Source organism: Kitasatospora sp. NEAU-CNBT7, from assembly GCF_057220535.1.
The window spans coordinates 485,805-512,101 of record NZ_JBXQQB010000001.1 but is presented as its reverse complement, the minus strand read 5'-3'; the positions used below and the strand labels follow the sequence as shown (position 1 = coordinate 512,101).

Annotated in this window: 23 protein-coding genes and 1 pseudogene; 14 read left to right on the top strand and 10 right to left on the bottom strand. The window is 72.1% G+C overall.

The features are described 5' to 3' along the window. Positions 1 to 70 precede the first annotated feature (70 nt). The 5 genes from AC2TEW_RS02295 to AC2TEW_RS02275 all read left to right on the top strand — a co-directional run bounded on the left by AC2TEW_RS02295 (position 71) and on the right by AC2TEW_RS02275 (position 8,310). Entirely contained in the window at positions 71 to 2,377 is a 2,307-nt protein-coding gene (locus AC2TEW_RS02295; protein WP_484621544.1) for a copper resistance CopC/CopD family protein, read from the top strand. A gap of 357 nt (positions 2,378 to 2,734) precedes the next feature. Next, positions 2,735 to 3,988 (top strand): iron uptake transporter deferrochelatase/peroxidase subunit, encoded by a 1,254-nt coding sequence (efeB, locus tag AC2TEW_RS02290; protein ID WP_484621637.1) that lies wholly within the window; start codon positions 2,735 to 2,737, stop codon positions 3,986 to 3,988. A gap of 276 nt (positions 3,989 to 4,264) precedes the next feature. Beyond that, the gene (pheA, locus tag AC2TEW_RS02285) at positions 4,265 to 5,200 is read left to right on the top strand and encodes a prephenate dehydratase (protein WP_484621543.1); all 936 of its coding nucleotides are present in this window, start codon (positions 4,265 to 4,267) and stop codon (positions 5,198 to 5,200) included. A gap of 861 nt (positions 5,201 to 6,061) precedes the next feature. Further along, positions 6,062 to 7,336 (top strand): serine--tRNA ligase, encoded by a 1,275-nt coding sequence (gene serS, locus AC2TEW_RS02280; RefSeq protein WP_082526962.1) that lies wholly within the window; start codon positions 6,062 to 6,064, stop codon positions 7,334 to 7,336. 80 nt (positions 7,337 to 7,416) lie between these two features. Further along, positions 7,417 to 8,310: an HAD family hydrolase gene (locus AC2TEW_RS02275; protein WP_484621542.1), complete on the top strand. Its 894-nt coding sequence runs from the start codon at positions 7,417 to 7,419 to the stop codon at positions 8,308 to 8,310. A gap of 147 nt (positions 8,311 to 8,457) precedes the next feature. On the opposite strand, the gene AC2TEW_RS02270 is transcribed toward AC2TEW_RS02275, so the two are convergent. Together AC2TEW_RS02270 and AC2TEW_RS02265 are read right to left on the bottom strand one after the other, a co-directional pair. Beyond that, a complete protein-coding gene (locus AC2TEW_RS02270; protein WP_484621541.1) occupies positions 8,458 to 10,284 on the bottom strand; it encodes an LCP family protein in 1,827 nt (608 codons plus the stop codon). A gap of 164 nt (positions 10,285 to 10,448) precedes the next feature. Next, positions 10,449 to 11,378 carry a sporulation protein gene (locus AC2TEW_RS02265; RefSeq protein ID WP_484621540.1) on the bottom strand — a complete coding sequence of 310 codons (930 nt, stop codon included), beginning with the start codon at positions 11,376 to 11,378 and terminating at the stop codon, positions 10,449 to 10,451. Positions 11,379 to 11,852: 474 nt separating this feature from the next. Between AC2TEW_RS02265 and AC2TEW_RS02260 the strand changes: the two genes are divergently transcribed. Together AC2TEW_RS02260 and AC2TEW_RS02255 are read left to right on the top strand one after the other, a co-directional pair. Then, the gene (locus AC2TEW_RS02260) at positions 11,853 to 12,584 is read left to right on the top strand and encodes a FadR/GntR family transcriptional regulator (RefSeq protein ID WP_484621539.1); all 732 of its coding nucleotides are present in this window, start codon (positions 11,853 to 11,855) and stop codon (positions 12,582 to 12,584) included. A gap of 107 nt (positions 12,585 to 12,691) precedes the next feature. Continuing rightward, positions 12,692 to 14,080 carry a CynX/NimT family MFS transporter gene (locus AC2TEW_RS02255; protein WP_484621538.1) on the top strand — a complete coding sequence of 463 codons (1,389 nt, stop codon included), beginning with the start codon at positions 12,692 to 12,694 and terminating at the stop codon, positions 14,078 to 14,080. Between the two features lie 82 nt (positions 14,081 to 14,162). On the opposite strand, the gene AC2TEW_RS02250 is transcribed toward AC2TEW_RS02255, so the two are convergent. The 8 genes from AC2TEW_RS02250 to AC2TEW_RS02215 form a co-directional block, all read right to left on the bottom strand. Beyond that, positions 14,163 to 14,882, bottom strand: coding sequence for an ABC transporter permease (locus AC2TEW_RS02250; protein WP_484621636.1), 720 nt, complete (start codon positions 14,880 to 14,882; stop codon positions 14,163 to 14,165). Positions 14,883 to 15,031: 149 nt separating this feature from the next. After that, complete coding sequence (locus AC2TEW_RS02245; protein ID WP_033823626.1) at positions 15,032 to 15,949, bottom strand: ABC transporter ATP-binding protein; 918 nt, start codon at positions 15,947 to 15,949, stop codon at positions 15,032 to 15,034. Positions 15,950 to 15,958: 9 nt separating this feature from the next. Continuing rightward, the gene (locus tag AC2TEW_RS02240) at positions 15,959 to 16,858 is read right to left on the bottom strand and encodes an ABC transporter permease (protein WP_484621537.1); all 900 of its coding nucleotides are present in this window, start codon (positions 16,856 to 16,858) and stop codon (positions 15,959 to 15,961) included. Then, on the bottom strand, positions 16,842 to 17,921 hold the full coding sequence (locus AC2TEW_RS02235; RefSeq protein ID WP_484621536.1) for an ABC transporter ATP-binding protein: 1,080 nt from the start codon (positions 17,919 to 17,921) through the stop codon (positions 16,842 to 16,844). Before AC2TEW_RS02235 ends, AC2TEW_RS02240 begins: the two co-directional genes overlap by 17 nt. A 239-nt stretch (positions 17,922 to 18,160) precedes the next feature. After that, positions 18,161 to 19,360 (bottom strand): hypothetical protein, encoded by a 1,200-nt coding sequence (locus AC2TEW_RS02230; RefSeq protein ID WP_484621535.1) that lies wholly within the window; start codon positions 19,358 to 19,360, stop codon positions 18,161 to 18,163. Then, the gene (locus AC2TEW_RS02225) at positions 19,357 to 20,358 is read right to left on the bottom strand and encodes a hypothetical protein (protein WP_484621534.1); all 1,002 of its coding nucleotides are present in this window, start codon (positions 20,356 to 20,358) and stop codon (positions 19,357 to 19,359) included. The genes AC2TEW_RS02230 and AC2TEW_RS02225 overlap by 4 nt, the downstream gene beginning before the upstream one ends. After that, entirely contained in the window at positions 20,355 to 21,323 is a 969-nt protein-coding gene (locus tag AC2TEW_RS02220; RefSeq protein ID WP_484621533.1) for a hypothetical protein, read from the bottom strand. The genes AC2TEW_RS02225 and AC2TEW_RS02220 overlap by 4 nt, the downstream gene beginning before the upstream one ends. Positions 21,324 to 21,387: 64 nt before the next feature. After that, a complete protein-coding gene (locus AC2TEW_RS02215) occupies positions 21,388 to 22,362 on the bottom strand; it encodes a hypothetical protein (RefSeq protein WP_484621532.1) in 975 nt (324 codons plus the stop codon). Positions 22,363 to 22,773: 411 nt separating this feature from the next. Between AC2TEW_RS02215 and AC2TEW_RS02210 the strand changes: the two genes are divergently transcribed. The 7 genes and pseudogenes from AC2TEW_RS02210 to AC2TEW_RS02180 all read left to right on the top strand — a co-directional run bounded on the left by AC2TEW_RS02210 (position 22,774) and on the right by AC2TEW_RS02180 (position 25,897). Then, entirely contained in the window at positions 22,774 to 23,073 is a 300-nt protein-coding gene (locus AC2TEW_RS02210) for a transposase (RefSeq protein WP_484621531.1), read from the top strand. Continuing rightward, positions 23,061 to 23,501: an IS3 family transposase gene (locus tag AC2TEW_RS02205; RefSeq protein ID WP_484621530.1), complete on the top strand. Its 441-nt coding sequence runs from the start codon at positions 23,061 to 23,063 to the stop codon at positions 23,499 to 23,501. Before AC2TEW_RS02210 ends, AC2TEW_RS02205 begins: the two co-directional genes overlap by 13 nt. Then, positions 23,498 to 23,707 (top strand): annotated as a pseudogene (locus tag AC2TEW_RS02200) (DDE-type integrase/transposase/recombinase); the annotation flags it as partial. The gene AC2TEW_RS02205 and the pseudogene AC2TEW_RS02200, both read left to right, overlap by 4 nt. 56 nt (positions 23,708 to 23,763) lie before the next feature. Next, positions 23,764 to 23,964 carry an integrase core domain-containing protein gene (locus AC2TEW_RS02195; protein ID WP_484621529.1) on the top strand — a complete coding sequence of 67 codons (201 nt, stop codon included), beginning with the start codon at positions 23,764 to 23,766 and terminating at the stop codon, positions 23,962 to 23,964. A 243-nt stretch (positions 23,965 to 24,207) separates the two neighbouring features. Then, complete coding sequence (locus AC2TEW_RS02190) at positions 24,208 to 24,408, top strand: methyltransferase (protein WP_484621528.1); 201 nt, start codon at positions 24,208 to 24,210, stop codon at positions 24,406 to 24,408. Positions 24,409 to 24,541: 133 nt separating this feature from the next. Beyond that, entirely contained in the window at positions 24,542 to 25,429 is an 888-nt protein-coding gene (locus tag AC2TEW_RS02185; RefSeq protein ID WP_484621527.1) for an LLM class flavin-dependent oxidoreductase, read from the top strand. Positions 25,430 to 25,582: 153 nt separating this feature from the next. Beyond that, entirely contained in the window at positions 25,583 to 25,897 is a 315-nt protein-coding gene (locus AC2TEW_RS02180) for a hypothetical protein (RefSeq protein ID WP_484621526.1), read from the top strand. Positions 25,898 to 26,297: the final 400 nt, after the last annotated feature.

The window sequence follows — 26,297 nt, the reverse complement described above, 5'->3', positions numbered from 1 at the left end:
GGGCGCAGGACCGGACGTGGGCGTGGGCCCAGGGGCGCGTACAGGGACGGGGACGGCCGGGCGGGCCCCCGTGCTGCGGGGGCGCCGGTCCGCGCTGCGGGCGCTGGTGGCCGTCCTCGGCGCGCTCGTGGTGCTGCTGGTCGGCGGGGCCGGGACGGCGTCGGCACATGCCACGCTGGTGTCCACCAACCCCGCGCAGAACTCCGTCGTACCGACCGCTCCCGCCGACGTGACCCTCACGTTCAGCGAAGGTGTCTCGCTCTCCCCCGACTCGGTCCGGGTCCTCGACCCGTCCGGGCAGGCCGTGGACGCCGGTGACCCCGCACACGTGGACGGCAAGGCCGACACCGCCCGGGTCGGCCTCAAGTCCGGCCTGGCCAACGGCACCTACACCGTCGCCTGGCGAGCGGTGTCGGAGGACTCGCACCCGGTCGGCGGTGCCTTCACGTTCTCGATCGGCGCGCCCTCGGACACCTCGGTGTCCGCCTCCGCCGTCCAGGGGGCCAAGGCCGACAACCTGGTCGCCGCCGCCTACGGCACCGCCAGGACCGTGGCCTACGCGGCCTTCGCACTGCTGGCCGGCACCGCCGCGTTCGTGTTGCTGTGCTGGCCGCGCGGTGCGGCCGTCCGGCAGGTGCAGCGGCTGCTGATGACCGGCTGGATCGCGCTGCTCGTCGCCACCGTCGCCGTCCTGCTGGTGCGCGGCCCGTACGAGCGCGGGACCGGGCTCTCCCAGGCGTTCGACCTCTCGCTGGTGCGCAGCACCCTGGACGAGCGGATCGGCACCGCGCTGGCCGCCCGGCTGCTGCTGCTGGCGGCGGGCGGGGTGTTCCTGTCGCTGCTGGTCGGGCAGTTGGGGCAACCGGCCGCGGCAGCCGGCACAGTCGAGGCAGCCGAGGCAGCCGGATCGGCGGCCATGGGCGGCGGGGACGGCCGGGACGGCGCTGGCGGCGCGGGCCGTACAGGCGGCCGCGGCGAGCCGGATGCCGATGCGGAGGAAGCGGAGCTGCAGCGGTTGGAGCGGCTGGCGGCGGCGCGGCCCGAGCGTGATGCCCGGCTCGGACTCGGGATCGCCGGACTGGTCCTGGCCGTCGCCCTGTCGGCCACCTGGGTCGGCGCGGACCACTCCTCGGTCGGCATCCAGGTCTGGCTCGCGCTGCCCATGGCCGCCGTGCACCTGCTCGCGATGGCCTGCTGGCTCGGCGGCCTGGCCACCCTGCTGGTCGGACTGCGGCAGGGGATCGGCCTCGCCGCTGTCGAGATGTTCTCCAAGGTGGCGTTCGTCTGCGTCACGGTCCTCTCGCTCACCGGCGTCTACCAGTCGTGGCGCGGGCTCGGCAGTTGGTCCGCTCTGGTCGACACCGAGTACGGGCGGCTGCTGCTGATCAAGGTCGGCTGTGTCGCCGCCATGGTCGGGGTGGCCTGGATCTCCCGCTCGTGGATCGCCCGGCTCCGGGCGACACCGGAGGCCGCGGCCGAGTCCGGCGCGGTGATCGGCTCGGTGCGCGGTGCAGTACGCGACGCGGTGAACGGTGCGGTGGAGGCAGATGGCGCTGTCGAGGGTGCCGCGGAGGTGTCGTCCGGCGCTGGGGCCGGCGCTGGGGCGGGGGCTGGTACGGGAGCTACGGCATCCGCGTCCGGGGCTGAGGGCAAGGCCCGGGCCGGGACCGGGACCGGGGCCGGGACCGGGGCCGACAAGGCCGGCACGGGCGGCAAGGCCCGCACGGGCGGCGGCGCAGGCGGTGAGGATGACGGTGACCCGGTGCGGCGGGCCCAGCTCGCGCGGCAGCGTGCGGCCCGGGCTGCGGCGAGCAGTCAGCGGTCGAAGGACGGCGCCCCGGCCCGGGCCGGACTGCGGCGCTCGGTACTGGTGGAGTCGGTGGTCGCGGTGGCCGTGCTGGTGGTCACCACGATGCTGACCAACTCGCCGCCCGGACGGGTGGCTTCGGCCGTAGCCTCGACCGGGCAGACCCAGAGTGCGACGCCGGGCACGGGACCGGCCGCGGGGACCGGGGCGAGCACCGTTCCCGGGCGCACGGTCGAGCTCAAGCTGCCGTACGACACCGGCGGGCGGACCGGCAACGCGAAGGGCATGGCGACGGTCAGCATCAACCCGGCCGCCACCGGCAGCAATGCCGTGCAGCTCAAGCTGGACGACAGTGCGGGCAACCCGGTCGCAGTGCCGGAACTGGAGCTGGCCTTCACCTTGCCGGACCGGGACCTCGGACCGCTCCCGGTGACGTTGAAGGCCGAGGGCACGGGCCGATGGTCCGGCACCGCGCAGCTGCCGCTGGCCGGGAACTGGGTCGTCTCGGTGACCGTGCGGTCCTCGGACATCGATCAGGTGACCTCGGTCCAGCAGCTCAAGATCGGATAGCTGCACGGTGTCCGGCGTTCCGGGCGCGGCCCGCCCGGTCGTACGGGCGTTCGCGTGCAGGTGCGCGAGCGTGAACGTTCGCGAGCGGGTGAGCATTCGCGCGCGGGTGAGCGTTGATGGTCCCGTGAGCGTTGACCGGCCCGCGAAGTGTTGACGGCCGGGCGAGCGTTCGCGGTCGGGGGAGTGTTCACGTCATCGTGAACACTCCCCCGCTCGGGGACGCTGCCGATCTGGTGAACGCTGGCGATGTCGGCAGCATTCACCTTTCGATGAATAGTCACGTATGCGTGAAAGCTTGCGAGTTGGTGAGAAGTGGAAGAGAAGACCGAGCGTGAGACCACCGCAGGGGACGCCACCGTGCCCGGTGCCCGGCCCCAGCCCCGGCCCCGGCCCCTCACCCGCCGCGCGCTGATCGGTGGAGCAGGGGCGGGCCTCGCGGCCGGTGCGGCCGGCGGGGCTTTCGCCGCACGCCAACTGACGACGCGCCACTCCCAGGGAGCCGCAGCGGATACGTCGGCCGCTCCGGCGCTGGGCGCGGTGGCAGTTCCGTTCCACGGCCAACACCAGGCCGGCATCCTCCAACCCCAGCAGGCCCGGGTCCAGCTCGCCGCGTTCGACCTGGTCGGCAATGCGGGCCGGGACGGGCTGCGCAGCCTGATGCAGAAGTGGTCCGCGACCGCCGCGCTGCTGGCCGCGGGAGAGCCGGCCGGGGAGCACGAGAACCAGATCGCGTCGGACGCCGGTCCGTGCGCGCTCACCGTCACCTTCGGGTTCGGCGCCTCGCTGTTCGACCGGGTCGGCCTCGCCGAGCGGCGGCCGGCCGCGCTGGCACCGCTGCCCGAGTTCCCCGGCGACGCCCTCGACCGCTCGCGCGGTGACGGGGATCTGTGGCTGCAGATCGGCGCCGACGACGCGTTGGTGGCCTTCCACGCGCTGCGCGTCCTCCAGCAGCAGGCCGTCGGACTCGCCACGCTGCGCTGGCAGATGTCCGGCTTCCACCGCACCCCCGGCGCGACCGCGCACCCGATGACCGGCCGCAACCTGATGGGCCAGGTCGACGGGACCACCAACCCCAAGCCGTCCGACCCCGACTTCGCAGCCCGGGTCTTCACCACCGGCCCCGACTGGCCGGCCGGCGGCTCGTACGCCGTGGTCCGCCGCATCCGCATGCTGCTGGACAACTGGGAGAACCTGCCGGTGGACCGCCAGGAGCGGGTGATCGGCCGCCGCAAGTCGGACGGCGCCCCGCTGTCCGGGGGCAGCGAGTCCACACCGGTCGCACTGGACGCCACCGACCCGGACGGCTCGTTCGCCATCGCCCCCGATGCGCACATCCGGGTCGCCGCCCCGGCGTCCAACGGCGGGGCCGCCATGCTGCGCCGGGGCTTCTCGTACCACGACGGGCTGCTGCCGGACGGCTCGCTGGACGCCGGGCTGCTGTTCATCGCCTTCCAGTCCGACCCGGCCCGCGGGTTCGTCCCCGTCCAGCGGAAGCTGGCCAAGGGCGACGGGCTGTCCCGCTTCCTGCGGCACGAGGCGAGCGCCCTGTTCGCGGTGCCACCAGGGGCCTCCGAGGGGGAGTACGTCGGGCAGTTCCTGCTGGAGGGCTGATCGAAAGGCTGATGGCAGGGCCGACCGGCTGCCACGGCGGCGTCCCGGTACGGCCTCCGGCGGGGGCTTCCCACTGTGCGGAACGCCGCCGTGTCGGCCCACCCGAGTGACTAAGGTGGCAAGTCGAGCACCTCTCCGCCCCACCACCGCCCCGCACAGCCCCACAGCACCAAAGCGCCAAAGCACCAAAGCACCAAAGCACCAAAGCACCAAAGCACCAAAGCACCAAAGCACCGCACCACCCGCTCCGCACCACCCGCGCGCACGGAGGCAGCAATGTCCGCGACCCGCTACACCTATCTCGGGCCCGCGGGCACCTTCACCGAGGCGGCGCTGCGCACCCTGCCGGAGGCCGGCACCCGCGAGCTGGTACCGCTCGCCTCGGTGCCTGCCGCCCTCGACGCCGTCCGGGCCGGAGAGGCGGCCGGCGCGTTCGTCCCGGTGGAGAACTCGGTCGAGGGAGCGGTGACCGCGACCAGTGACGAGCTGGCCTCGGGCACACCGCTGATGATCTACCGCGAGGTGCTGCTGCCGATCTCGTTCGCCCTGCTGGTCCGGCCTGGCACCGAGCTGTCGGACGTCAAGACGGTCACCAGTCACCCGGTGGCCCAGCCGCAGGTCCGCCGCTGGATGGCGGCCAACCTGCCGGACGCCCAGTGGGAGTCGGCCGCCTCGAACGCGGACGGTGCGCGGCTGGTCCAGGAGGGCCGGTTCGACGGCGCGTTCGCGGGTGAGTTCGCGGCGCCGCTGTACGGCCTCGACGTCCTGGTCAACGAGATCCACGACGCCGCCAACGCCACCACCCGGTTCGTGCTGGTCGGCCGGCCCGGGCGGGTCTCCTCGCCGACCGGCGCCGACAAGACGTCGATGGTGGTCTGGCTGCCGGACGACCACCCGGGTGCGCTGCTGGAACTGCTGCAGGAGTTCGCCGTGCGCGGCATCAACCTGATGCGGATCGAGTCCCGCCCGACCGGTGAGGGCATGGGCAGCTACTGCTTCCTGATCGACTGCGAGGGGCACCTCAGCGAGCGCCGGGTGAGCGAGGCGCTGATGGGACTGAAGCGGATCTGCCCGCAGGTGCGGTTCCTCGGCTCGTACCCGCGGGCGGACAAGGGCACCCCGAAGGAGGCCCGGCCCGGCACCTCGGACGCCGAGTTCGCGGCGGCGGCCGACTGGCTGTCCCGCTGCCTGGACGGTCGCGGCGAGGTCTGAGCCGCGGGCGTCACCGGCTGACGCCGCGCTGGGCCCGACGCCGAGCCCGGCCCGGCCCTGCCTGGGCGAGGGCCGGGCGGGCGCGAGGGCAAGAGGCGAGGTCGAGAGCGAGGGCTTGGCGGCCGCGACGAGTTGTCTTCATGCGACATGAATACGTCGCTTTCTGTTCAGATCCGTCTTTTTTCGACACGCAGGTAAGTTCACCTGCGTGGTGCAGTGGCCCTTCGTGAACGCCGGACCGCTCGGGACGCCGCGGCCGGACGGGCGGGCTCCGTCATCCACAGGCGCCGGGTTCCATCCACAGGAGGTGTGGACGGAAAGTTATCCACAGGCCTGGGGATGAGTCGACAAAACGGCATAGCCACAGTCACACCCGTTCAGATCATCAGCTAGCGACACAGGGGTGACTAATCGGACCAGAGTCACCCTTCAGCCGATATGTCACCCGTCCGAGCGAGCGAATTACCTCGGTCCAGAAGGCTCATCGAGGTTTAGAACCTCAATTCCCTGGTTCGACGGCTCCCGTGCTGGATCTTCTTCACAATCCACAGGCTGCGCGGCCGGCCTGTGGAAAACGGCCCGGCAGCCGGTTCCCCACAGCAGTTATCCACAGGTTCGGGCGAGTTATCCCCAGGGCGGGACTCCACCGCGGACCCGCGGCCGCACCGGGCCGGCGATCGGCTCGGCGCAGGATGACACACGCCGCGCCTCGGGGCGACGCGTAGCCGGGGCCCCCACCCTCCGCTGCCCGCCACCCGGGCACAGCGGGAGGCAGGAGGCCGGGACAGCAGCCGCGGCGCCGGGCGGCGGGAGCCGAAACCATTTACTTCTCGGGAGCCTCTCACCGGTAGGCTGACTCCCGTGATTGACCTTCGCCTGCTCCGTGAGGACCCTGACCGAGTGCGCGCCTCGCAGCGCGCCCGTGGCGAGGACGTCGAGCTCGTCGACGCCCTCCTCTCCGCCGATGAACGGCGTCGGTCCTCGGGCAGTCGCTTCGACGAGCTGCGCAACGAGCAGAAGACGCTGGGCAAGCAGGTCCCCAAGGCCCAGGGCGACGAGAAGACCGCCCTGCTCCAGCGGACCAAGGCGCTGGCGGAGGAGGTCAAGGCCGCCGACGCCGAGCAGGCCGCGGCGAAGGAGGAGGCCGAGCGCCTGCTCCGCTCGCTCGCCAACCTGATCGACCCGGCCGCGCCGGTGGGTGGCGAGGAGGACTTCGTCACCCTGGAGGAGATCGGTACCCCGCGCGACTTCGCGGCCGAGGGCTTCGAGCCCAAGGACCACGTCGAGCTGGGCCAGATCCTGGGCGCGATCGACACCGAGCGCGGCGCCAAGGTCGCCGGTGCCCGGTCCTACTACCTGACCGGTGTCGGCGCGCTGCTGGAGCTCGCCCTGGTCAACATGGCGATGGCACAGGCCGACGCCGCGGGCTTCACCCCGATGATCACCCCGGCGCTGGTCCGCCCGGCGGCCATGGACGGTACCGGCTTCCTCGGCCAGGCCGCGGAGAACGTGTACCACCTCGCCGAGGACGACCGTTACCTGGTCGGCACCAGCGAGGTCCCGCTGGCGGCGTACCACATGGACGAGATCCTGGACGCGGAGAAGCTGCCGCTGCGCTACGCGGGCTTCTCCTCCTGCTTCCGCCGCGAGGCCGGGACGTACGGCAAGGACACCCGCGGCATCATCCGGGTGCACCAGTTCGAGAAGGTGGAGATGTTCGTCTTCACCACGCCCGAGGACGCCGAGGCCGAGCACCGCCGCCTGCTCCAGTGGGAGAAGGACTTCCTCAACGCGCTGGAGCTGCCCTACCGGGTGATCGACGTCGCCTCCGGCGACCTCGGGGCCTCGGCCGCGCGGAAGTTCGACATCGAGGCGTGGATCCCGACCCAGGGCAAGTACCGCGAGGTCACCTCGACCTCCAACACCACCGAGTACCAGGCCCGGCGCCTGTCGATCCGGATGCGCGAGGAGGGCAAGGTCCGCCCGCTGGCCACCCTGAACGGCACCCTGGTCGCCGTGCCGCGGGTGATCGTGGCGCTGCTGGAGAACCACCAGCAGGCCGACGGTTCGGTGGTCCTCCCCGAGGCGCTGCGTCCGTTCCTCGGCGGGCGCACCGTGATCGAGCCCGTCAAGTAGCAGCACCTGCCCGCCGCAGCCGCACCCGCCGCTGCGGCACGGCACCTCCTGCACGGCAACTCCCTGGAGACGTACGGAAGATGAGCACGACCGGCCACCGCCCCGACTCCTCTTCCGGACGCTCCGCGGCGCAGGCCCCGGCGGCGCCCTCGTCCGACGGTCCCGGTGGTGACCTGCCGTACCGGCTGGTCGCCACCGACCTGGACGGCACCCTGCTGAACAGCGCCGAGTCGGTCTCCGCGCGCAACCTCGCGGCGCTGGCGGCCGTCACGGCCGCCGGCGCCCGGCACATCATCGTCACCGGCCGGTCGGCGGGGTGGGCGAGGCCGGTCTTCGACGAGATCGGCTACACAGGTCTGGCGGTCTGCGGCCAGGGCGCGCAGGTGTACGACGCGGGGGCGCACAAGCTGCTGACCTCGCTCACCCTGGACCGGCAGCTGGCGGCCCTGGCGCTGGCGAAGATCGAGGCGGAGACCGGTCCGCTCGCGGTGGCCGCCAACCAGGACGGGCTGGACGGCGAGGTGCTGGCCGGTCCGGGCTTCCAGTTGAAGATCGGTTCGGACCTGCCGGTCGCCCGGGTGGCGGCCGATCAGCTGTTCACCGCTCCGATCAGCAAGCTGTACATCCAGCACCCGGAGCTCGGTGACGACGCCCTCGCGGAGGCGGCCCACCGGGTGGCCGGTGCGCTGGTCGGGGTGACCATGGCGGGGCCCGGGATCGTCGAGATCCTGCCGCTCGGCCTGACCAAGGCCACCGGGCTGGCGCTGGCCGCCCATCGGCTGGGTGCGAAGGCCGCACAGACCATCGCGTTCGGTGACATGCCCAACGACATCCCGATGCTCAACTGGGCGGGGTACGGCGTGGCCATGGCCGGCGCGCACGAGCAACTGCGCGCGATCGCCGACGAGGTGACGGCGGGTAACGACGAGGACGGCGTGGCCGTCGTCCTGGAGCGGGTGTTCGGGCTCGGCTGAGCCGCCTCCGGTCCGCGCGCGGGGCGCGCGGACCAGGACGGGCCTCGCACTCGGTGAGTGCGAGGCCCGTCGCCGTTCACGTCAGGGCCGGTGGCCGGCCCGCCGGTGACCGGCCACCGGTGCCGGGCCGCCGGGGAGCGGCCAGGGTCAGCCGAACGAGACGTTGGAGCAGGGGTCGTCGTCCGCGGAACGTGCGTCCTGGGCGACCGAGCTGGGCAGCGGACCGGGTGCGGCGGGGGTGCCCGCTCCGGCGGCGCCGCCGTTGGCCGAGGCGTAGTCCTTGCCGAGCACCAGGCTGATGCCGGACTTGCTGCTCGCCTCCAGGGTCGCGCCGGGGAAGAGGGAGGCGACCGTCTGGGCGTTGGCCTTCTCGCCGGGGCCGTACTGGACCACGGTGGTGTCGTGGTTCTGCTGGGCCGCGTTGCCGGTGCCGGTGACGGTGAACTTGGAGGTCTTGAGGGTGGCCGACGCCTTGGTGGTGAGGCCCGGGGTGGTGGTGCCGTTGTACACACCGACCTTGATGCCGGTGCCCTTGACGGTGGCGGGTGCGGCCGTGCCCGGGTCGGCGGCGGGGGTGGGGGCCGCCGGGGAGCTGTCCGCCGGGGCCGCGGTGCCGCCGCTGGCGTCCTGGCCGTCCAGGGTCCGGTCGGCCTTGAGCGCGGCCCAGAGCTGGTTGACGTCCGGGTAGACCAGGGCGACCCGCTCCTTGTCGAACTTCCAGGGCGTCGTCAGGAACTTGATGTTGTGTAGGTCGATGTCCTTCATCGTCAGCGCGAAGCTCATCAGCTTGGCCGCGCTGTTGAGCCCCTCGTCCACCAGCAGCGACTTGGTGGCCGCGTCGGCGAGCGGCAGCAGGGTGGTCGGGTCCATACCGGCGCCCTTGACCTGCTTGATCAGCGAGGACATGAAGGCCTGCTGACGCTTCATCCGGCCGATGTCGGAGCCGTCGCCGATGCCGTGGCGCAGCCGGACGTAGTCGAGGGCGGCCTGGCCTTCGACCTTCTGCTCGCCCTTGGGGTAGAGCTGCTTGCCCTTGTGGCCGAGGTTGGGGTTGAGGTCGCCCTCGTAGATCGCGTTCGGCAGGCAGACGTTGACGCCGCCGACGGCGCTGGTCATCGCGGCGAACCCGGAGAAGTTGATCACGATGGTGTGGTCGACCCGGATGCCGGTGAGCTTCTCGACTGTGTTCTGGGTGCAGGCGGGGTTCCCCTGGTCGGTGTTGCCGACCGAGAAGGCGCTGTTGAACATGACGCCGCTCTGCTGCTTGGTCCACTTGCCGTTGGGCAGCTTGCAGGGCGGGATGTCGACCAGTGCGTCGCGGGGGAAGGAGACGCCGACGGCGTGCTTGTGGTCGGCGTAGACGTGCAGCAGCATCGTGGTGTCCGAGCGGGCACCGCCGTCCTCTCCGCCGCCGAGGTCGCGGTTGGCGCCGTCCCGGGAGTCGGAGCCGATCAGCAGGACGTTGATCGGGGTCCGGCCCTGGGCGTCGGGGGCGGCGGCGGCCGGGCGGTCGGAGCTGAGGGCGTCGTTGCTGAAGAACTGGATGTTGCCGTTGAGCTTGAGGTAGACGGCTCCACCGGCGGCGGCGACCAGGCTGATGGCGCCGACCGCCGTCCAGATAATGATCTTCTTTTTGTTGCGCGGCTTCTTGCGGGCACGGGCTGCCGCACGGCCGCCACCGGCCTGGCCCGCGGGCCCGCCGGACCCACCCGGTCCGCCGTGGCCGGAACCACCGTTGCCGCCGCGGCCCTGCTGGGCGCGGCGGGCCTCGGCGCGGCCGCCCGTCCGGGCGGCCTCGGCCGGGGCCTGATCCGGTCTGCGCCGTCGCTGGCCGACCACCGACGCGCCGCCCGCGGACGGGGCGTCGTCACGGTGCGGGGCATCATGGCGGTAGCCGCCGCCACCCTGGTCCGGGGCGTCGTCGCGCCACCAGTCGGCGTCCTGGCCGGACGCCCCCGCCCTCTGGCCTGCCATGCGTACACCCTTCACCGACGGCAGCAACACGGAGCCTCAGCAACGCACCGAGTGCAGTACCGACGCGTAGAACTTCTGCGGAGCATATAAAGGCATCATTGCGGAGTCACGGGCCGGGCCTCGGCTGACCGTTTCGGCCTGAGTCCCGGGCCCCTCGCGGGCGGTCAGCCCTCGAAGAAGTCCTCGAAGACTTCCTCCATCGCCTCGCCGAGGACGAAGCCGCCGACCAGCCCGGCCGCGGCGCCGACCGCCGCCGCACCCGCTCCCCCGTGACCGCCGTGGCTGCTGTGGCTGCTGTGGCTGCTGTGACCATGATCACCGTGGCCGCCGTGTCCGTGGCCGTAGCCCTTGGCCACCTGCTGGAGCCAGCCGTCGACGACCGGGGTGAGGTCCTGGTCGGCCGCGGAGTGCTCCAGGCGGTGCTGGTGGATCACGTCGCCGCCGCGCTTGTCGAACTCCAGCACCACCTCGGTGCCGGACTCGTCGGTGACGAAGGTCAGCTCCACGGCGTGGCACAGGTGCGCGTACTGCGGTGCCGCCGCGAACTCGATCTCCTGGTAGAACGGCAGCCGCTGGGCGGTACCGCGGATGTGTCCGGCCTCCAGGTCGGCGCTGCGAAGCCGGAAGCCGAGCGCGGTGAAGACGTCCAGGACGCGCTGCTGCAGGGGCAGCGGAGCGACGCCCAGCGGGTCCGCGTCGCCCTTGTCGCGCGCGCCGCTGATCTCGACCTCGGTCCGTACGCCGACCGCCATCCCGGGCAGCTGCCAGCCGACGAAGCTGGTCAGCGGGGTCTCGTGGGGCACCGGGACGCTGAACGGGATCGACCGCTGCTCGCCCGGGGCCAGCCGGAACGGTGCGCTGACGCCGTACCGGGCGAACGCGGACAGTCCCGTGCTCTCGCCCTCGTCGTGCTCGATCTCGACCCGGGCGACCAGGGTCAGGGTGATCCCGGTGATCTCGGCGTCCTGTGTCCCCCCGACCAGGTTGACCTGGCCCTGGATCCGGCCGCCGGGCTGGACGACCGGCGTGGACAGGACGGTGTCGACGGTGGGGCCGCCGACGCCGAGCGCACCCAGCAGCTTCTTGAACACCATGAGGCCTGACTCCAGTGAGGGGCGGAAAATCGGTACACGGGTGATCGGAGAAACGCAGCCCGCGCCGGGGCGGTTCCCGTGGCCCGCCTCACTCCGTTCAACGTGCCGGTGAGGACTCTACGTTCGGTCCCGGGGTCCGGTGCCCCCGGCACCGGGTCCCGCCTGGTCGGCGCGGGGCCCGCAGCGGGCCGGCGCCCCGGACGGGCGAGGGTCCGGCGAGCCTTGACGGCCGGTGCCGGCGGCGGCGCGCCCGAACGGCTGGCCGGCCGACCAGCCTGCGAGAACGGCGGCGCGCCCGGACGGACGGCGCGAACGGCGACACGCCCAGCCAGTTGTAGGATGACCGGGCAAGCACTTGTAGGATGACCGCCGAAGCCCCGCCGAAGCCCCGCCGAAGCCCCGCCGAGCCCACGGGCCGGCTCGGCCCGCCCAGCCCGCCCGACCAGCCCAGCCCGACCAGGAAGGACGCGTCCCATGACCGGTTCCCATGACGGCCTGCAGGCTGCCGGACGCCGTTCCCTGGTGGACGCGGCGATCGAGCAGCTGCGGGAGCAGCTGAGCGCGGGCACCTGGCCAGTCGGTACGAAGATCCCCAGCGAGCACGAGTTGGCCGAGCGTCTGCAGGTCGGCCGCAACACCGTGCGGGAGGCGATCCGGGTGCTGGTCCACGCCGGGATGCTGGTCTCCCGGCAGGGTGAGGGCACGTTCGTGCGCAGCACCAGTGACCCGGCGGCCGTCCTGCGCGGCGTGCAGCGGTCCGGTGTGCGGGACGTGCTGGAGGTCCGGGCCGCGCTCGAGGCCGAGGCGGCCCGGCTGGCCGCCGTCCGCCACACGCCCGAGGACATCGCCCGGATGCGGGCCGCGCTGGCCCGGGAGGCCGAGGTGCTCGCGGCGCATCCCGAGCGGACCGGCCGCGAGGCGACCGTCGAGCACGACCTGGAGTTCCACACCGCCGTGGTCGACGCCGCGCACAACCCTGCGCTGGGCGAGGTCTACCGGTACTTCGGCGCCTCGGTGCGGGAGTCGATGCGGGCGGCGTTCGGGGACCACGAGATGCCCGAGGTGGTGATCGCGACGCACGCGGCGCTGGTCGACGCCATCGAGAGCGGCGATCCCGACCGCGCCGAGACGGCCTGTCGTGAGCTGCTCGCGGAGCCGACGGCCGCCGTGGAGCAGCTGCTCGCCGCCATCGCCGCCCGGAAGTAGGGGCGCGGCACCTGCCCGGCCGGCCCGGCGCGCGACCGTCCGGACGGAGGCCGTCACGGCCCCCGGACTCCTGCCCCGGACTCCTGCTCCGGACTCCTGCCGCCGGGTTGCCCGCCCACCGCGCCTTCGCCCTGCATGTCGCCCGGCCCGGTGCCACCACCGCCGTCGGCGCGCTCCGCCCGCCACTGATCCGCCCGTTCCAGAGAGAGCACCACCTGATGTCGGTCACCCGCACCCAGCAGCCGGTTGCCACCGCTTCCCTCCGTACTCGCACCACGCTTGCGCACCCCGCGCTGTTCCTGACCGGCATCGTGCTGGTCGCGTTGAACATGCGGGCCTGTCTGGCGGCGGTCGCTCCGGTGCTCGCGGAGATCCAGCAGACCTTCCACCTGTCGGCGACGGCGAGCGGTCTGATCACGACGGTGCCGGCGCTGTTCCAGGGGGTCGGCGCACCGCTGACTCCCCGGCTGACCCGGCGGTTCGGTACCGAGCGGGTGGTGCTGGGCGCGGTGCTCACGCTGGGTGCGGGGGTGCTGGTGCGGGTGATGCCGTCGGCGGTCGCGCTGTACCTCGGGTGCGTGGTGATCGGGGTGGCGATCGCGGTGCTGAACGTCTCGATGCCGGGCCTGGTGAAGCGGGAGTTCCCGGACCGGGCGGCCGCGGCGACCGGGCTGTACTCGACGGCGACGCTGGTCGGCGCCACGCTGGCGGCCGCCTCGTCGGTGCCGCTGGAGAAGGCGCTGGGCGGCGGGTGGCAGGCCTCGCTCGGCGCGTGGTCGCTGCTGGCGGTGGTGGCGGCGCTGGCCTGGCTGCCGCAGCTGCTGCGGTCCCGCCAGGCTGCGGGCGCCGTACGGCCGGCCGCTCCGGCGGCTCCGGCGACGGCTCAGGCAGCGGCTCAGGGGGCTGGTCGGTCGGCCGCCGGGACCGGGAGTGTCTGGCGGTCCGCGCTGGCCTGGCAGATCAGCGCCTTCATGGGTATCTCGTCGCTGCTGGTCTACATCCTGGTGGCGTGGCTGCCGACGATCCTGGCCGACCATGGGATGGACCGCGGCGAGGCGGGGCTGGTCTTCGCGTTCAGCAACTTGCTGCAGGTGGCGGGGGCGTTCCTGGTGCCGCTGCTGGCGGGCCGGATGACCCGTCAGCGGGTGCTGGCGGTGGCGATGGCCGGGCTGAACGCGGCCGGTATCGCGTTGCTGCTGCTGACCCCGGTGTCCGGGGCGTGGGCCGCGGCGGCGGTGCTGGGTGTGGCGCAGGGCGGTTCGTTCGGCCTGGCGCTGGCGTTCATCGTGCTGCGGACCGGTACCCCGGCGGGTGCCGCCCGGCTGGGCGGGATGAGCCAGGCGGTGGGGTACCTGGTGGCGGCGTCCGGCCCGGTCGGTGCGGGTGCGCTGCACCAGGTGACGGGGGGCTGGACGGTGCCGCTGGTCCTGATGCTGGTGCTGGCCGGGGGCGCGGCGGTGGCGGGCTGGGGCGCGGGCCGCAACCGTACGGTCTGACCGGCCGGCCCGGGGCCGGTCCGCCGGGGTCCGGTTGGCCGCACCGGCCGCCGCGCGCGGGTGCGCGGCGGCCGGGCGGGGGTCACTCCTCCGAGACGAGGGTGAGGCCGGCCAGTTTGACCGAGGCTGCCACGGTGGCGGCGACGGCCACGCCGATGAGCAGGGGCACCGCGGTGCCGAGTGCGACGTCCGAGTTGATCATGCCGTCCGAGGCGACCGACCGGGCCACCGAGAGGCCCCACTGCTGGACGCTCAGCGTGCGGGCGCCGTCGACGTAGTTGCCGACCAGGCTCTCCCAGACCAGCGCGTACGCGAGTCCGGCCACCACGGCGTGCCGGGTGGCCACGCCGAGCAGCAGGAAGAGCGCGCTGTAGACGGCCCCGGAGACGAGTGCGCCGACGGCGTAGCCGACCGCGAGGCCGTCGGCGGGCCCGTAGACGATCAGGCCCGCCAGCAGGGTGGGGAGGGCGGCGAAGGCCCAGGTGGTCGCGATGGCCACGGCCAGCTTGGTGGTGATGATCTGCCAGCGGGGCAGCGGCTTGGAGAGCAGGTAGACGATCGAGCCGTCGTCGATCTCGGTCGCGATCACGCCCGTGCCGACCACCAGGCCGAGGATCGGTACCAGGGTGCCGAGCGACAGCTGGCCGAGGATGCTGGTGGCCAGGTCGTGCCGGTCCTGGCCGGAACCGCGGGCGAGCAGGGAGATCACCAGCAGCACGGCGGGGACCACCAGCAGCAGGATGCCGCGGCGGCGGCCGAGCAGGCCGCGCACGGTCAGCCTGGCGACGGTCGGGTTCACGATGGGTTCCAGCCCTTCTGGCGGCGTTCTGGCGGACTCACGAGCGGGAGGCCGCCGGGGGTGGGCCCGCTGCGGGCCGGGGTCACGAGGAGCCCTCGGTCCACGGCGGGCCGGGGGTCAGGTGGAGCCCTCGGTCCACGGCGGGCCGGGGGTCAGGTGGAGACGAGGTAGGAGAAGACGCTCTCCAGCGACTCGTCCGCCGGGGAGACGGTGTACAGCCGGATGCCGGCCTGCTGGGCGACCTTGGGCAGGAGGGTGGTGAAGCCCTGGAAGTTGACCGCCTGGATGCGCAGCGCCTTCTCCTGGCCGTCGAGTTCGATGCCGGCGGTGGAGCCGTCGGCGATCAGGGCGGCGGCCAGCTTGCGGTCGTCGCTGGAGCGGACCAGGTAGCGGTGCGGGCGGTCGGTCATCAGGCGGCGGATCTTGCGGAAGTCGCCGGAGGCCGCGTGCCGGCCGGCCACCACGACCTCGATGTGGCGGGCGAGCTGTTCGACCTCCTCCAGGATGTGCGAGGAGAAGAGCACGGTGCGGCCGTCGGCGCCGAAGCGGCGGAGGAGTTCCATCAGCTGGAGCCGCTGGCGCGGGTCCATGCCGTTGAACGGCTCGTCGAGCAGCAGCACGTCCGGGTCGTGGACCAGGGCGGAGGCCATCTTGACGCGCTGCTTCATGCCCTTGGAGTAGGTGCCGGCCTTGCGGTCCTGGGCGTACTCCATCTCGACCAGGGCGAGGGCCCGGCGGGCGGCCGCGCCCGGGTCGGTGAGGCCGTGCAGTTCGGCGTTGGCGAGGACGAACTCCCAGCCGGTCAGGTAGTCGTACATCGACTCGCGCTCGGGGACCAGCCCGATCTGCCGGTAGACCTGCTGGTTGCGCCAGATCGGCGCGCCGTCCAGGGTCACCTCACCGGCGGAGGGGCCGAGAAAGCCGCTCATCATATGGATGAGGGTCGACTTTCCGGCGCCGTTCGGGCCGAGCAGCCCGGTGACGCCCGGGCCGATCCGCATGCTGATGTCGTTGACGGCGACCACGTTGCCGAACCAGCGGGAGACCTTGTCGATCGTGATGACAGCCATGGCGTCCCCTCAGATCTTCCGGTAGCGGCGGAGCAGGGACACGTAGCACAGCACCGCGATGGTGACGATCTCGGCCCCGAAGACCACGGCCGCGAAGGTGCTCGGAGCGTGGATGACCGCGCCGTCGCCGCCGAGGCCGAAGGCCCGGTTCACGACGCTCTCGACCAGCATCTGCGGGGACAGCAGCGCGACCCAGTTGGCGGACTCCTGGCCCTCGAAGCCGCCGTTGATGCCGAACGCGATGGTGGCAAGGATGTTGCTGACCACCAGCACGCCCATGATGGCCGCGACGCCGAAGCCGCGCCGCGGGGTGGCGGCGGCGATCAGCAGGGCGATGGCGGCGAACAGCACCGCGTAGAGCACCGCCGCGACGAGGGCGTACAGGAAGTGCTCGGTGTTGGTGCCGAACGGGAGCTTGCCGAGGACGGCCCCGAGGTAGAGCACCAGCAGCGGCGTCACCATCAGGATCAGCATCGCGGCGGTCATCGCGGCGAACTTGGCACGGACGTAGTCGCCCCGGGTGATCGGCCGGGAGAAGTACAGCGGCACCGTGTTGTGGCGCAGGTCCCGGGACATCAGGACGGGCGCCTGGGCGGCCAGGAAAATCGTGATCAGCAGGCCGAAGGTGGAGAGGAAGGCGGTGTAGTCCATCAGCAGCTTCTGCTGCTTCGCGATCAGCGTGGCGGTGACGATCATGAGCGCGATGGCGCCCAGTCCGCCCAGGATCAGCATCGGCAGCACCTTGGACTTGCCGGAGCGGCCGAGCCCGTACGCGCCGCGCAGACTCTGCACGAACAGCGAGCGGGTGGCGTACGAGCGGCCCAGCCGCGGGCCCTGGTAGCCGCGGTAGCCGATGTTGTGGATGACGCCGCTGTCGGGCGCGGTCCTGGGCTCAGGAGGCAACGACATCGGGAGCACCTCCTGCCTGCGGGTCTGCGGTCTGCGGGTCCACGGCCTGCGGCTGCACGGTGTGCGGCTCCACGGTCTGCGGGTCGGCCGGGTCGGCTGCGGGGGACGGGTCGGCCGGGTCGGCCGGTGTGCCCGGCGCGGCGGCGGTGAAGATCTCGGCGACCCGGTGGCGGCGCTGCTCCAGGCGGATCAGCCCGAGTCCCAGACCTGCCACGGTGTCGCGGATGGTGTCGTACGTGTCCTCGCCGGCCATCTCGACCAGCAGGATCCGGGAGCCGTCCGGCCGGACGGTGAGCCCGGCGGCCGTAAGGCGTTCGCGGACCGCGCGGTCCGCGTCCAGCGACTGGTCGTCGGGGTGGTCGGTGACCTCGACCGCGAGCAGCTGGGTGGCCTCGGTGAACGAGGCGGTCGAGGAGGACCGCAGCAGCCGGCCGCCGTCGATCACCACCAGGTGGTCGCAGGTGCGTTCGAGTTCGCCGAGGAGGTGGGTGGTGACCAGGACCGAGATGCCGAAGTCCGAGTGGACCCGGCGGATCAGGGCCAGCATGTCGTCGCGGCCGACCGGGTCGAGGCCGTTGGTCGGCTCGTCGAGCAGCACCAACTGCGGGTCGTGGACCAGCGCCTGGGCCAGCTTCACGCGCTGCTTCATGCCGGTGGAGTAGCCGCCCATCGGGCGGTACCGCTCCTCGTAGAGGCCGACGTGGCGCAGGGTGTCGGCGGTCCGTTCGCGGGCGGCGGCGGCCGGCAGGCCGGCCATCCGGGCCATGTGGACCACGAACTCGGTCGCCGACACGTCGGGCGGCAGGCAGTCGTGCTCCGGCATGTAGCCGACCCGTTCGCGGATCGCCGGGCCCTCGGTGGCGATGTCCAGGCCGAGGACCTGGCCGGTGCCGGAGGTGGCCGGGGAGAGCCCGAGCAGGATCTTGATGAGTGTGGACTTGCCCGCGCCGTTCGAACCGACCAGGCCGACCACTCCGGGCTGCACCTCCACGGTGAGCTGATCGAGAGCGGTGACCCGGGGGAACCTCTTGGTGAGGCCGTCCGTCTTGATGACAGTGGACACATCGACCAACGTAGTGGCCGGCCGGTGCGCCGGGCATGAGCTGGGATGCTGAGCCCCCGGTCGTCCTGCGGTATGACAAGGCCGGGCCTGCCCCTAAGGGGCGAGGGCCCGGCCGTCCGCGTGCGGTCGTCGGCGTGGCTGCGGCCGCGCACCGGCCGGGGCCGACCGGCACCGGCCGTCACCGGCGCGCACCGGCCGGCGCCTGCCGGTCGGGCCGGCAGGTCAGGCCGGCAGGTCGGTCAGGCCAGCAGGTCGGCCTGGAGGACGGTCACCTGCCGGAACGCCTGCTCCTGGACGCCCTTGGGGTTGGTCATGACGATCCGGGCGACCACGTCGCCGGCCGCGATGTCGGCCGCCTCGGCGACCGGCCTGCCGTCCGCCTTCTCGTCGGCCGCGCGGGCCTGCGAGGCGACCGTCGGCATCGACTGGAAGACCAGGCCGGAACGCTTGAGCGGGGCCGCGTCCTTGGGCTCCGACTTGGTCCCGGCGCGCTCGTAGAAGCGGTTGGCCTCGGTGTTGGAACCGAAGCGCAGCAGCCAGATCTCGGTACGGGTGCCGTCGGGTCCGGTCCACACCCGCTTGGTGGCGGCCAGGCAGGCGCTCTCCAGGAGCGACGCGGTGATCTTCGGGGCGTTCTTGTCGGTCGCCGCGTAGTCGTTGCAGTCCGACCAGGCCGCGGCCGGTACGGCTGCGGCGGCGGTCGCACCCGCAGTGGCGGACGGGCCGTCACCCGGCGCGCCCGGGGAGGCCGGAGCCCCCGAGGCCGTCGGGCTCGGAGCGGCGGTCGGGCTGCCGCTCGCCGAGGCGCCGGCCGAGGCCGTCGCGACGGCGGGCTGTTCGACGGTGGCGCCGGCCGGGGCGGGCAGCAGCAGCTGCCGCAGGTCGGCGAAGTGCCGGTGCAGGCCCGCCTTGGCGGGCTCGGCCTTGCCGGAGGGCAGCGGCGGCAGGGTGAGCTGCGGGAAGGCGTACCGGCCGTCGTTGGGGGTGCGCAGGCCGGGCAGGCTGGTCCGGTCGGGGGTGGTGACCGCGACGGCCGCGGCGGTGGCGGTGAGCACCGCGATCACGGCGGCGCCGCCCCAGCGCAGCATGGTGGTGCGGCGCAGCCGGCGGGCCTGTTCGGCCTGGAGGGCCTCCGCCGACAGCGACCAGGCGTCCAGGGTCGGCTCGCCGATCGGCGGCGGCCCCCAGGGCTGCCCGGGGGCCGGGGGGTGCGGGGCAACGGCGTCCGCGGCCGGGTCGGCCGGAGCGGCCAGGTCGGCCTGGTCGGCCCGGTCGGCCGGTGCGTGGGCGTCCTGGGCGTCCTGGGCGTCCTGGGCGCGCTCGGGAGTCCGGGTCCCGGTGGCAGCCGGCTGCTGCTCGGCCTTGCGGAACTGCTCGGGCAGCGGGGTGGCCTCGGTGCTCTGCGGCTGCCCGGGCTCGGGTGCGGTGGTGTCGGTCATACGGACGCTCCTGGGCGGGCCAGCCGGTCGAGCTGCTGGGTGAAGATGGTGACGACCTTGTCCTTGGGCAGCGGGGCGACACCCTCGACCCGCACCACCACGCGGAGGTCGCCCTCGGCCGCGGAGCAGGACAGGGAGTCCACCAGGGAGCCCGGCGGCAGGTGCGGGAGGTAGCAGTGCGCCTCGGCGTGGCCGGGGATGTCCGGACCGATCCGGAACAGGCCCGAGTCCGAACCCAGGGCCTGCTCCCAGGCGTTGTCCGCCTGGACGGCCTCCTGGTGGTACTGGAGCAGCCAGACCGTGATCACCGTGCCGGAGTCGCCGGACACCAGGGTGCGGACGCCCGCGCCCTTGAGCGGCGTGTCCTGCCAGACCTTGCGGACCAGGTCCTGGAGCTTGGGCGGCAGCGCGCGGACGTCGTCCTCGACCCACGCCTTGCGCTGGTCATCGGTCAGTTCGGTGTCGTTGCCGTAGGCGCCGGAGTCGGGTCCGAGCCGGTAGCCGGCGGGGACCGGCAGCAGCAGGTCGCGCATCGAACCGAAGTGGCTGCCGTTGGACTTGGCGCCGAACGAGGGGCTCGGTGCGGCGGTCGGGGTCGCGGTCGCGGGGGCCGCCACCGGGGTGGTGTCGCTCTCGCCGTACCCGGCCTTGAGGATGCCGAGGCCGAGGCCGACACCGACGAGCGCGGCGGCCACCACGGCGGCCCCGGCGCGGACGGCGAAGGGGGCGCGCGGTGCAGGCCGGGGCGCGGCCGGCCAGACGGGCGCGGGGACGTCCGCCTGAGCGCCGGTCAGAGCACCGGTCAGAGCGCCGCTGGCCGAGGCGTCGGGTGAGGCGTCGGCGGGGCTGTCGGCCGAGGCGGCAGCGGGGCTCGCTGCGTCGACCGGGATCTCGCTCCGGCCGGGTGCCGGGAGCGCGGGGGCGGCCTCGACCGCGGTGGGCTCGGCGGCGGTGGGCGACGGCTCGGCCGTACCCGGGTTCACTGCGGACTCACTCATACCAGCCGCTCCCACTGCAGCTTGGCGAGGGCCTTGAGCTCATCGCCGTTGACCTGGGTCGGGGAGTAGACGGTGATCACCATCGCGACGGTGCCGCGCCGGGCGACCGCCTCCCCGTAGTAGTACTTCTCGGTGCTCTCGGCGTACGTCAGCTGCTTGTCGGACGCGCTGTAGTACCCGTTGATGGTCCCGCCGTCCAGTGGCTGACCGTCCGCCGCGTCGTTGACGTCGCCGACCGCCGACTGGCTGGAGTCGTCGTCGTACTGGATCAGTTCGACCAGGTACTTGGTCTCGCCCTTCCGCCAGGCCAGGAAGGCGTCCCGGCGGAAGCCCGCCTGGAGCATCGAGCGGAAGCGGCGGTCGGCGCCGCCGTAGGAGAGCGCCTTCTCGCCGATCGACATCCAGCCGGAGTCGTCGCCGTAGCCGAAGTCGTCCCACGGCTCGGCGCCGTCCGGCTTGCTGATCAGCAGCTTGCGCAGGTCGCCGTCGATCGCCAGCGGCTTGGGCCGGGTCGCCGCTGCGGCCTGCTCGTCGAGCGTGGTGGCGGGGTAGTGCGGGGCGCCGACCTGCAGCGGCGGCAGGGGCGTCGGGGCACGGCCGGCCTGGATGGCGTAGCCGCCGACGGCGCCGAGCAGCGGACCGATCAGCAGGGCGGCCACCATCAGGCGCGCGGTGCTGATCCGGCGCGCGGGCGCGGCGGATCCGGCCCCGGCAGCGGTCGCGGACGCGGTCCCGGTCCCGGGCTCGGGCTCGGTTCCCGGCTCGGTTCCGGCCTCGACGACGTCGGTGACGGTGAAGGCGGCCCCCGCCCCGGCCCCGGCCCCGGCGCCATCGGCCTCGGCCTCGGCAGGGGCGGGAGCGGGCTGCGCGTCGGCGGGCGCCGGCGGGCCGGGCGGCGCCGTGGGCACCGCGGGCACCGCGGGTGCCTCGGGAGCCGGTGCCGGCTCCGGGGTTTCGGTGGTCACTGGGTGCTCCTGGGCAGATGAGGTCGCGTCAGGTACGGGGTCCGGCTGCTCGGCCGGGCGCGGCTCAGCCACCGGAGCCCAGCCGATCGCGCTGACGCTTCATCGCGTCCGCCAGCAGGGCCTTGTCCGGGGTGCCCTTCACGTAGACGGAGACCTGGTACTCGATGTCGCCGATGGAGGAGACGCCGACCAGCTTTCCGGTCCAGGCCTCCTGCTCGGGCTTCATCAGGACGCCCTTGGCGTTGCTGTCGCCGTCGACGTCGAAGGAGTCGCCGGAGTCGAAGGTCATGCCCTTCGCGAACTCCCGGGCCATGCTGCTGTTCTTGAAGCGCAGCATCCGGACCAGGACCTCCTGCTTGCCGTCGGCGGTGCGGTAGCGCCGTTCGGCCGCGTCGTCCTGGTACCCGTAGGACTTGAGGATCTCCGGCATCTCGTCGGCGTTGCCGAACTCCTCGCACAGTTCCTTGGTGCTCAGCTGGATGCCGTCCGCCGAGCCGTACGACTCGGCGCCGTCGGGCATCGGGACCAGGAAGAACCGCAGGTCACCGCCGTGGCGGTCACCGTTGACGGTGCCGTGCAGGGTGCTGCTGGGCTTCGGCGGGGGCGGCGGCGGGGTGCTCGCCGACGGGGTGGGGGACGGGGTGGGGCTCGGCGACGGGGTCGCGGAGGCGGACGCGCCGGGCGCGGCGCCGGGGGCGGCGCCGGGGGCGGCGCCGGGGGCGGCCGCGGCGGCGCGGGGCTTGCCGTCCGGCTTGCCGACGGCGACCGTCACCACGGTGCTGGCGGCGGTGACGGCCAGCAGGCCGACCACGGCGAGGGTCACACGGGCGGCGCGGCCCTGGGTACGGCGGGGTTCCTGGTCCGGCGTCAGCACCGGGTCCGGCGTCAGCACCGGGTCGGGCGCCGGGACGGGAACGGGCGCCGGGTACGGGGCCTCGGCGGAGGGGTGCGGCGCGGGCTGCGGCGTCGAGGCGGCCTCGGGCGCGGCCTCGGGCGCGGGCGCGGGTGCGGGCGCGGGTGCGGCCTCGGGCGCCGTCACCGGGCTCTCGCTGGCAGCCGATTCGGCCTCTGGGCTGTCTTCGGGCACGGTCAAGGGACTCCCCCCAGGCAGAACGGTCTGTTCCGCGTTCGGACCGCGGCCCCTCGGGGCCTCCCCCGGTGCTCCCGTGCAGCCGACCGACACGCGTGTCAGCTGGAATTATGAGAGTCCGCTGACCGGTGCAACAACCGCATTCCCGGCGGAAGTCGGCCCAATGGGCCATCAATCGGACACGTCGTGATCGAACCGCAATCGGGTGGCCACCACGTGGCCACCCGACTGCGCCGGGGCGCCGCCCCCGAGGGGTTCAGGCGCAGGTCAAGCCAGCTGGGCCAGGCCCTCGGTGGCGATCCGTTCGAAGACTGTTCTTCCCCTCGTACCGTGGAGTCGTGACCCGATAAGGAGTTGAGGGTGGGGAAGCGACGTACGTACGACGCCGAGTTCCGTGAGGGGGCGGTGCGGATCGTGCTGGAGACCGGGAAGTCGGCTGCGCAGGTGGCCCGGGACCTGGGGGTGCACGAGGCCACACTGCTGAACTGGGTGCACGCCGCCCGGCGAGTCTCGGAGAGCGGGACCGGCCCGGTGGAGGAATCCGAGTGTGAGGAGCTTGCGCGACTGCGCGCGAAGGAGAAGGAGCAAGCCAAGCGCATCGTCGAGCTGGAGATGGAGCGCGATGTGCTCAAACGCTGCATGGTCCTGTGGGTGAAGTAGCCGAGGCGGACCCGGCGGCACTCGTCGGGGTGATCAGCGACTGCAGGACCAAGAACGACATCCCTCACACCGTGGCCTGCCGCGCGCTCGGCGTGTCACCGGCCTGGTATTACAAGTGGCGCAACCGCGCTGAGAACCCGACGAAGCGCGAGGTCAGACGTGGCGCGCTGACCGAACGCATCAGGCACTTATTCACCGCCTCGGGCGGCACCTACGGCTCCCCGCGGATCACGCTGGACCTGTGGGCCGAGGGCTGGCAGGTGTCCGTGAGCACCGTCGCGGAGATCATGGCCGAGCACGGCTGGTACGGCCGCGAGCCGAAGAAGCGCAAGGGCCTGACCGGCAGGGCAAGCGGAAGGCCGCACGCGACCTGGTGGGTCGGCACTTCGACGCGGTGTCGCCCGACGTGCTGTGGTGCGGTGACATGACCGAGATCAACACCGGCGAGGGGAAGCTGTACGTCGCCACCGTGATCGACCTGTTCTCCCGGCGCTGTCTGAGCTACGCGATGGGCGAGCGGCACGACGCGGCACTGGTCGGCGCGTCGCTGAAGATGGCGGCCGCGACCCGCGCCAGCGATGTGGGCGGCGTGATCTTCCACAGCGACAGGGGCTCGGAATATACGTCCGGGGCGTACACCGCCCTGTGCGACAGATTGGGCGTGGTGCAGTCCATGGGGCGGGTGGGTTCGTGTTTCGACAAGCCGCGGCCGAGGCGTTCAACTCGCTGCTCAAGGTCGAGTACCTCCACCGGCGCCGCTTCGCCTTCCGCATCGAGGCCCGCATCAAGATCGCGACCTGGATCACCGACTTCTACAACAGCGGACGACGCCACAGCCGAGCCGGAGGCCTACCGCCGGCAGAGTTCGAACGGATCATCAATCAGAAGTGAGCCCAAACCCAACGCAGGGACGAAGCCGCATAGAGACGACTCTACGTTTCCAGGGGATTGACACCCGCGACGGCGGCACCCACATCCTGTTCGCGGCCTGCCAGGGCAGGCCAGAATGAGACACCTCGTCGGTTCCTCGGCAGCAGTCAGTGTGGACCACCGCCGGCAGCTCTGCTGAAGGGGGCGTGCGTCGGCCAGCGAGCTGGCGACACATGACCACGGGCTTTCACGTATGACGAGCTGGTGGCCCGCGACAAGGTGAACCTCGACATCACCTGGCTTCGCGACCCCAGCCTGGAAGACGCCGACTCGCTTCCTTCGCCCGAGGAGATCGCCGCTGACATCGTCGAGGACCTTCAGGCTGCCTTGGACGAGTTCGCCGCGATTGCCGACTCTCTTCGGGAAGCACGGACCGCCTCGGAAGCAGTGGCAGAGTCCGACTGATCCGCATGGGCCCAGGCCATCGAATCCACTACGTGTCCTGGACCCATGCCATCCGCGATACCCGGTGTACCCAGAGATGCTCTTTCGAGGAGTATGGCAGGGCTTGACGCCCCTCGGACGTAAGGTCGACGGCATGCGACTGAGCACAGTGATCCTCCCCATCCACCGCTGGGCCGAAGGACAGAAGATCTGGCGGCGCGCCGAGGACCTCGGCTTCCACGCCGCGTACACCTACGACCACCTCTCCTGGCGGTCGTTCCGGGACGAGCCGTGGTTCGGGTCCATCCCGACCCTCACCGCGGCGGCGTCGGCCACCGAGCAGCTTCGATTGGGGACGCTCGTAACCTCGCCAAATTTCCGTCACCCCGTGCCGCTCGCGAAGGAGCTGGTCACGCTGGACGATGTGTCCGGGGGGCGGGTGACGCTGGGGATCGGGGCTGGCGGGGTCGGGTTCGACGCGACGGCGATGGGGCAGGAGGCATGGGTGCCCAGGGAGCGGGCGGCGCGGTTCGGGGAGTTCCTGCCGCTGTTGGACAAGCTGCTGCGGCAGGATGCGACCACCGAGCAGGGGCAGTACTACTCGGCGGTCGAGGCGCGGAACATCCCCGGCTGTGTGCAGACGCCGCGGGTGCCGTTCTACGTGGCGGCGACCGGGCCGCGCGGGCTGCGGCTGGCGGCCGAGTACGGGCAGGGCTGGGTGACCTACGGCGACCCGAAGGGGCCGGCCGACGTCCCGGTCGGGCAGGCGCCCGTGGTGATCGCGCAGCAGCTCGCGAAGCTGGCCACCGCCTGCGAAGCGCACGGACGGGACTTCGCCGAGCTGGAGAAGGTGCTGCTCCAGGGCTCCACCGCTGAGAAGCCGCTTGCTTCGCTGGACGCCTTCGTCGACTGGGCCGGCCGCTACCAGGATCTCGGCATCACCGAGCTGGTGATCCACTGGCCGGTGCCGGACTCGATCTTCGCGAACGACCTCGCGGTCTTCGAGAAGATCGCCACCGAGGGCCTGGCACAACTGAGTTGATCAACTTCGCCGAGGCCCTCAGCCGTAAGCCTTGGGGCGCTCCAGCCGCTCAGCATGCGATGCCCGCGGGCCAGAAAACTCCTACCCGACCGGCGACCTTCACGTTATCGCGAACGCGCCCCCCAGTAGCCTCGGGTGCCCTAAGCTCCAGACATGACCAAGATTGCTTACAGGGGTGGCGCAGTGAACCTGCAGCTCCTCGCGGAAGAAATCGCTCAAGAACCAATAGTAAGTCAGCACTGCGCAATTGAAGTAATACAGAAGGAGCTCTCGAATGGGAGTTCGCTTCAGCATGGACAATTGGCAGAGATTGTCATTTCCATAGCTTCCGGGGTCGCCACCAACGGAATCTACGACGTAATACGCTTGGCAGTCGACCGCGCTCGCGATCGAGGACGGGTCGACCCAGTTGATCCCTCGCAGGAAGAAAGCCAGAGTACCCCGGGCGAGGAAGTTCCGGATTCGTGACGTCACCTCGCCTGCACAGCGCATCCGGAGCTGAGCTGAATCTACGGAGTCAGCTGCTATTCCTGGATCACATGCGCGAAAAGCCGCAAAATCTACTGACATCATTCATGTCATGGAATATGACACATGCCCACGAGATGAGCCACTGGGTACGCTATCACGGCTCAAGCATTGGAGTTCTTCTAACATTTCTCAGAGCAACCAGAGATGCACTGGCAGAGTGCACCTTGCGCACTCTGGATGATTCAGATTTGGCTCGAGTGGAGGAGGCTCGAGCGAATGGTGCGAGATTATTTGATCGCGGAGCGCGATCGGCTGCCCAAAGTTTCGGCCATGAGGTGATGAATGCATCGAAAACCTGGCTAGCTCTGCATCGCACCTATTCTCTTCTGCTGGGCTC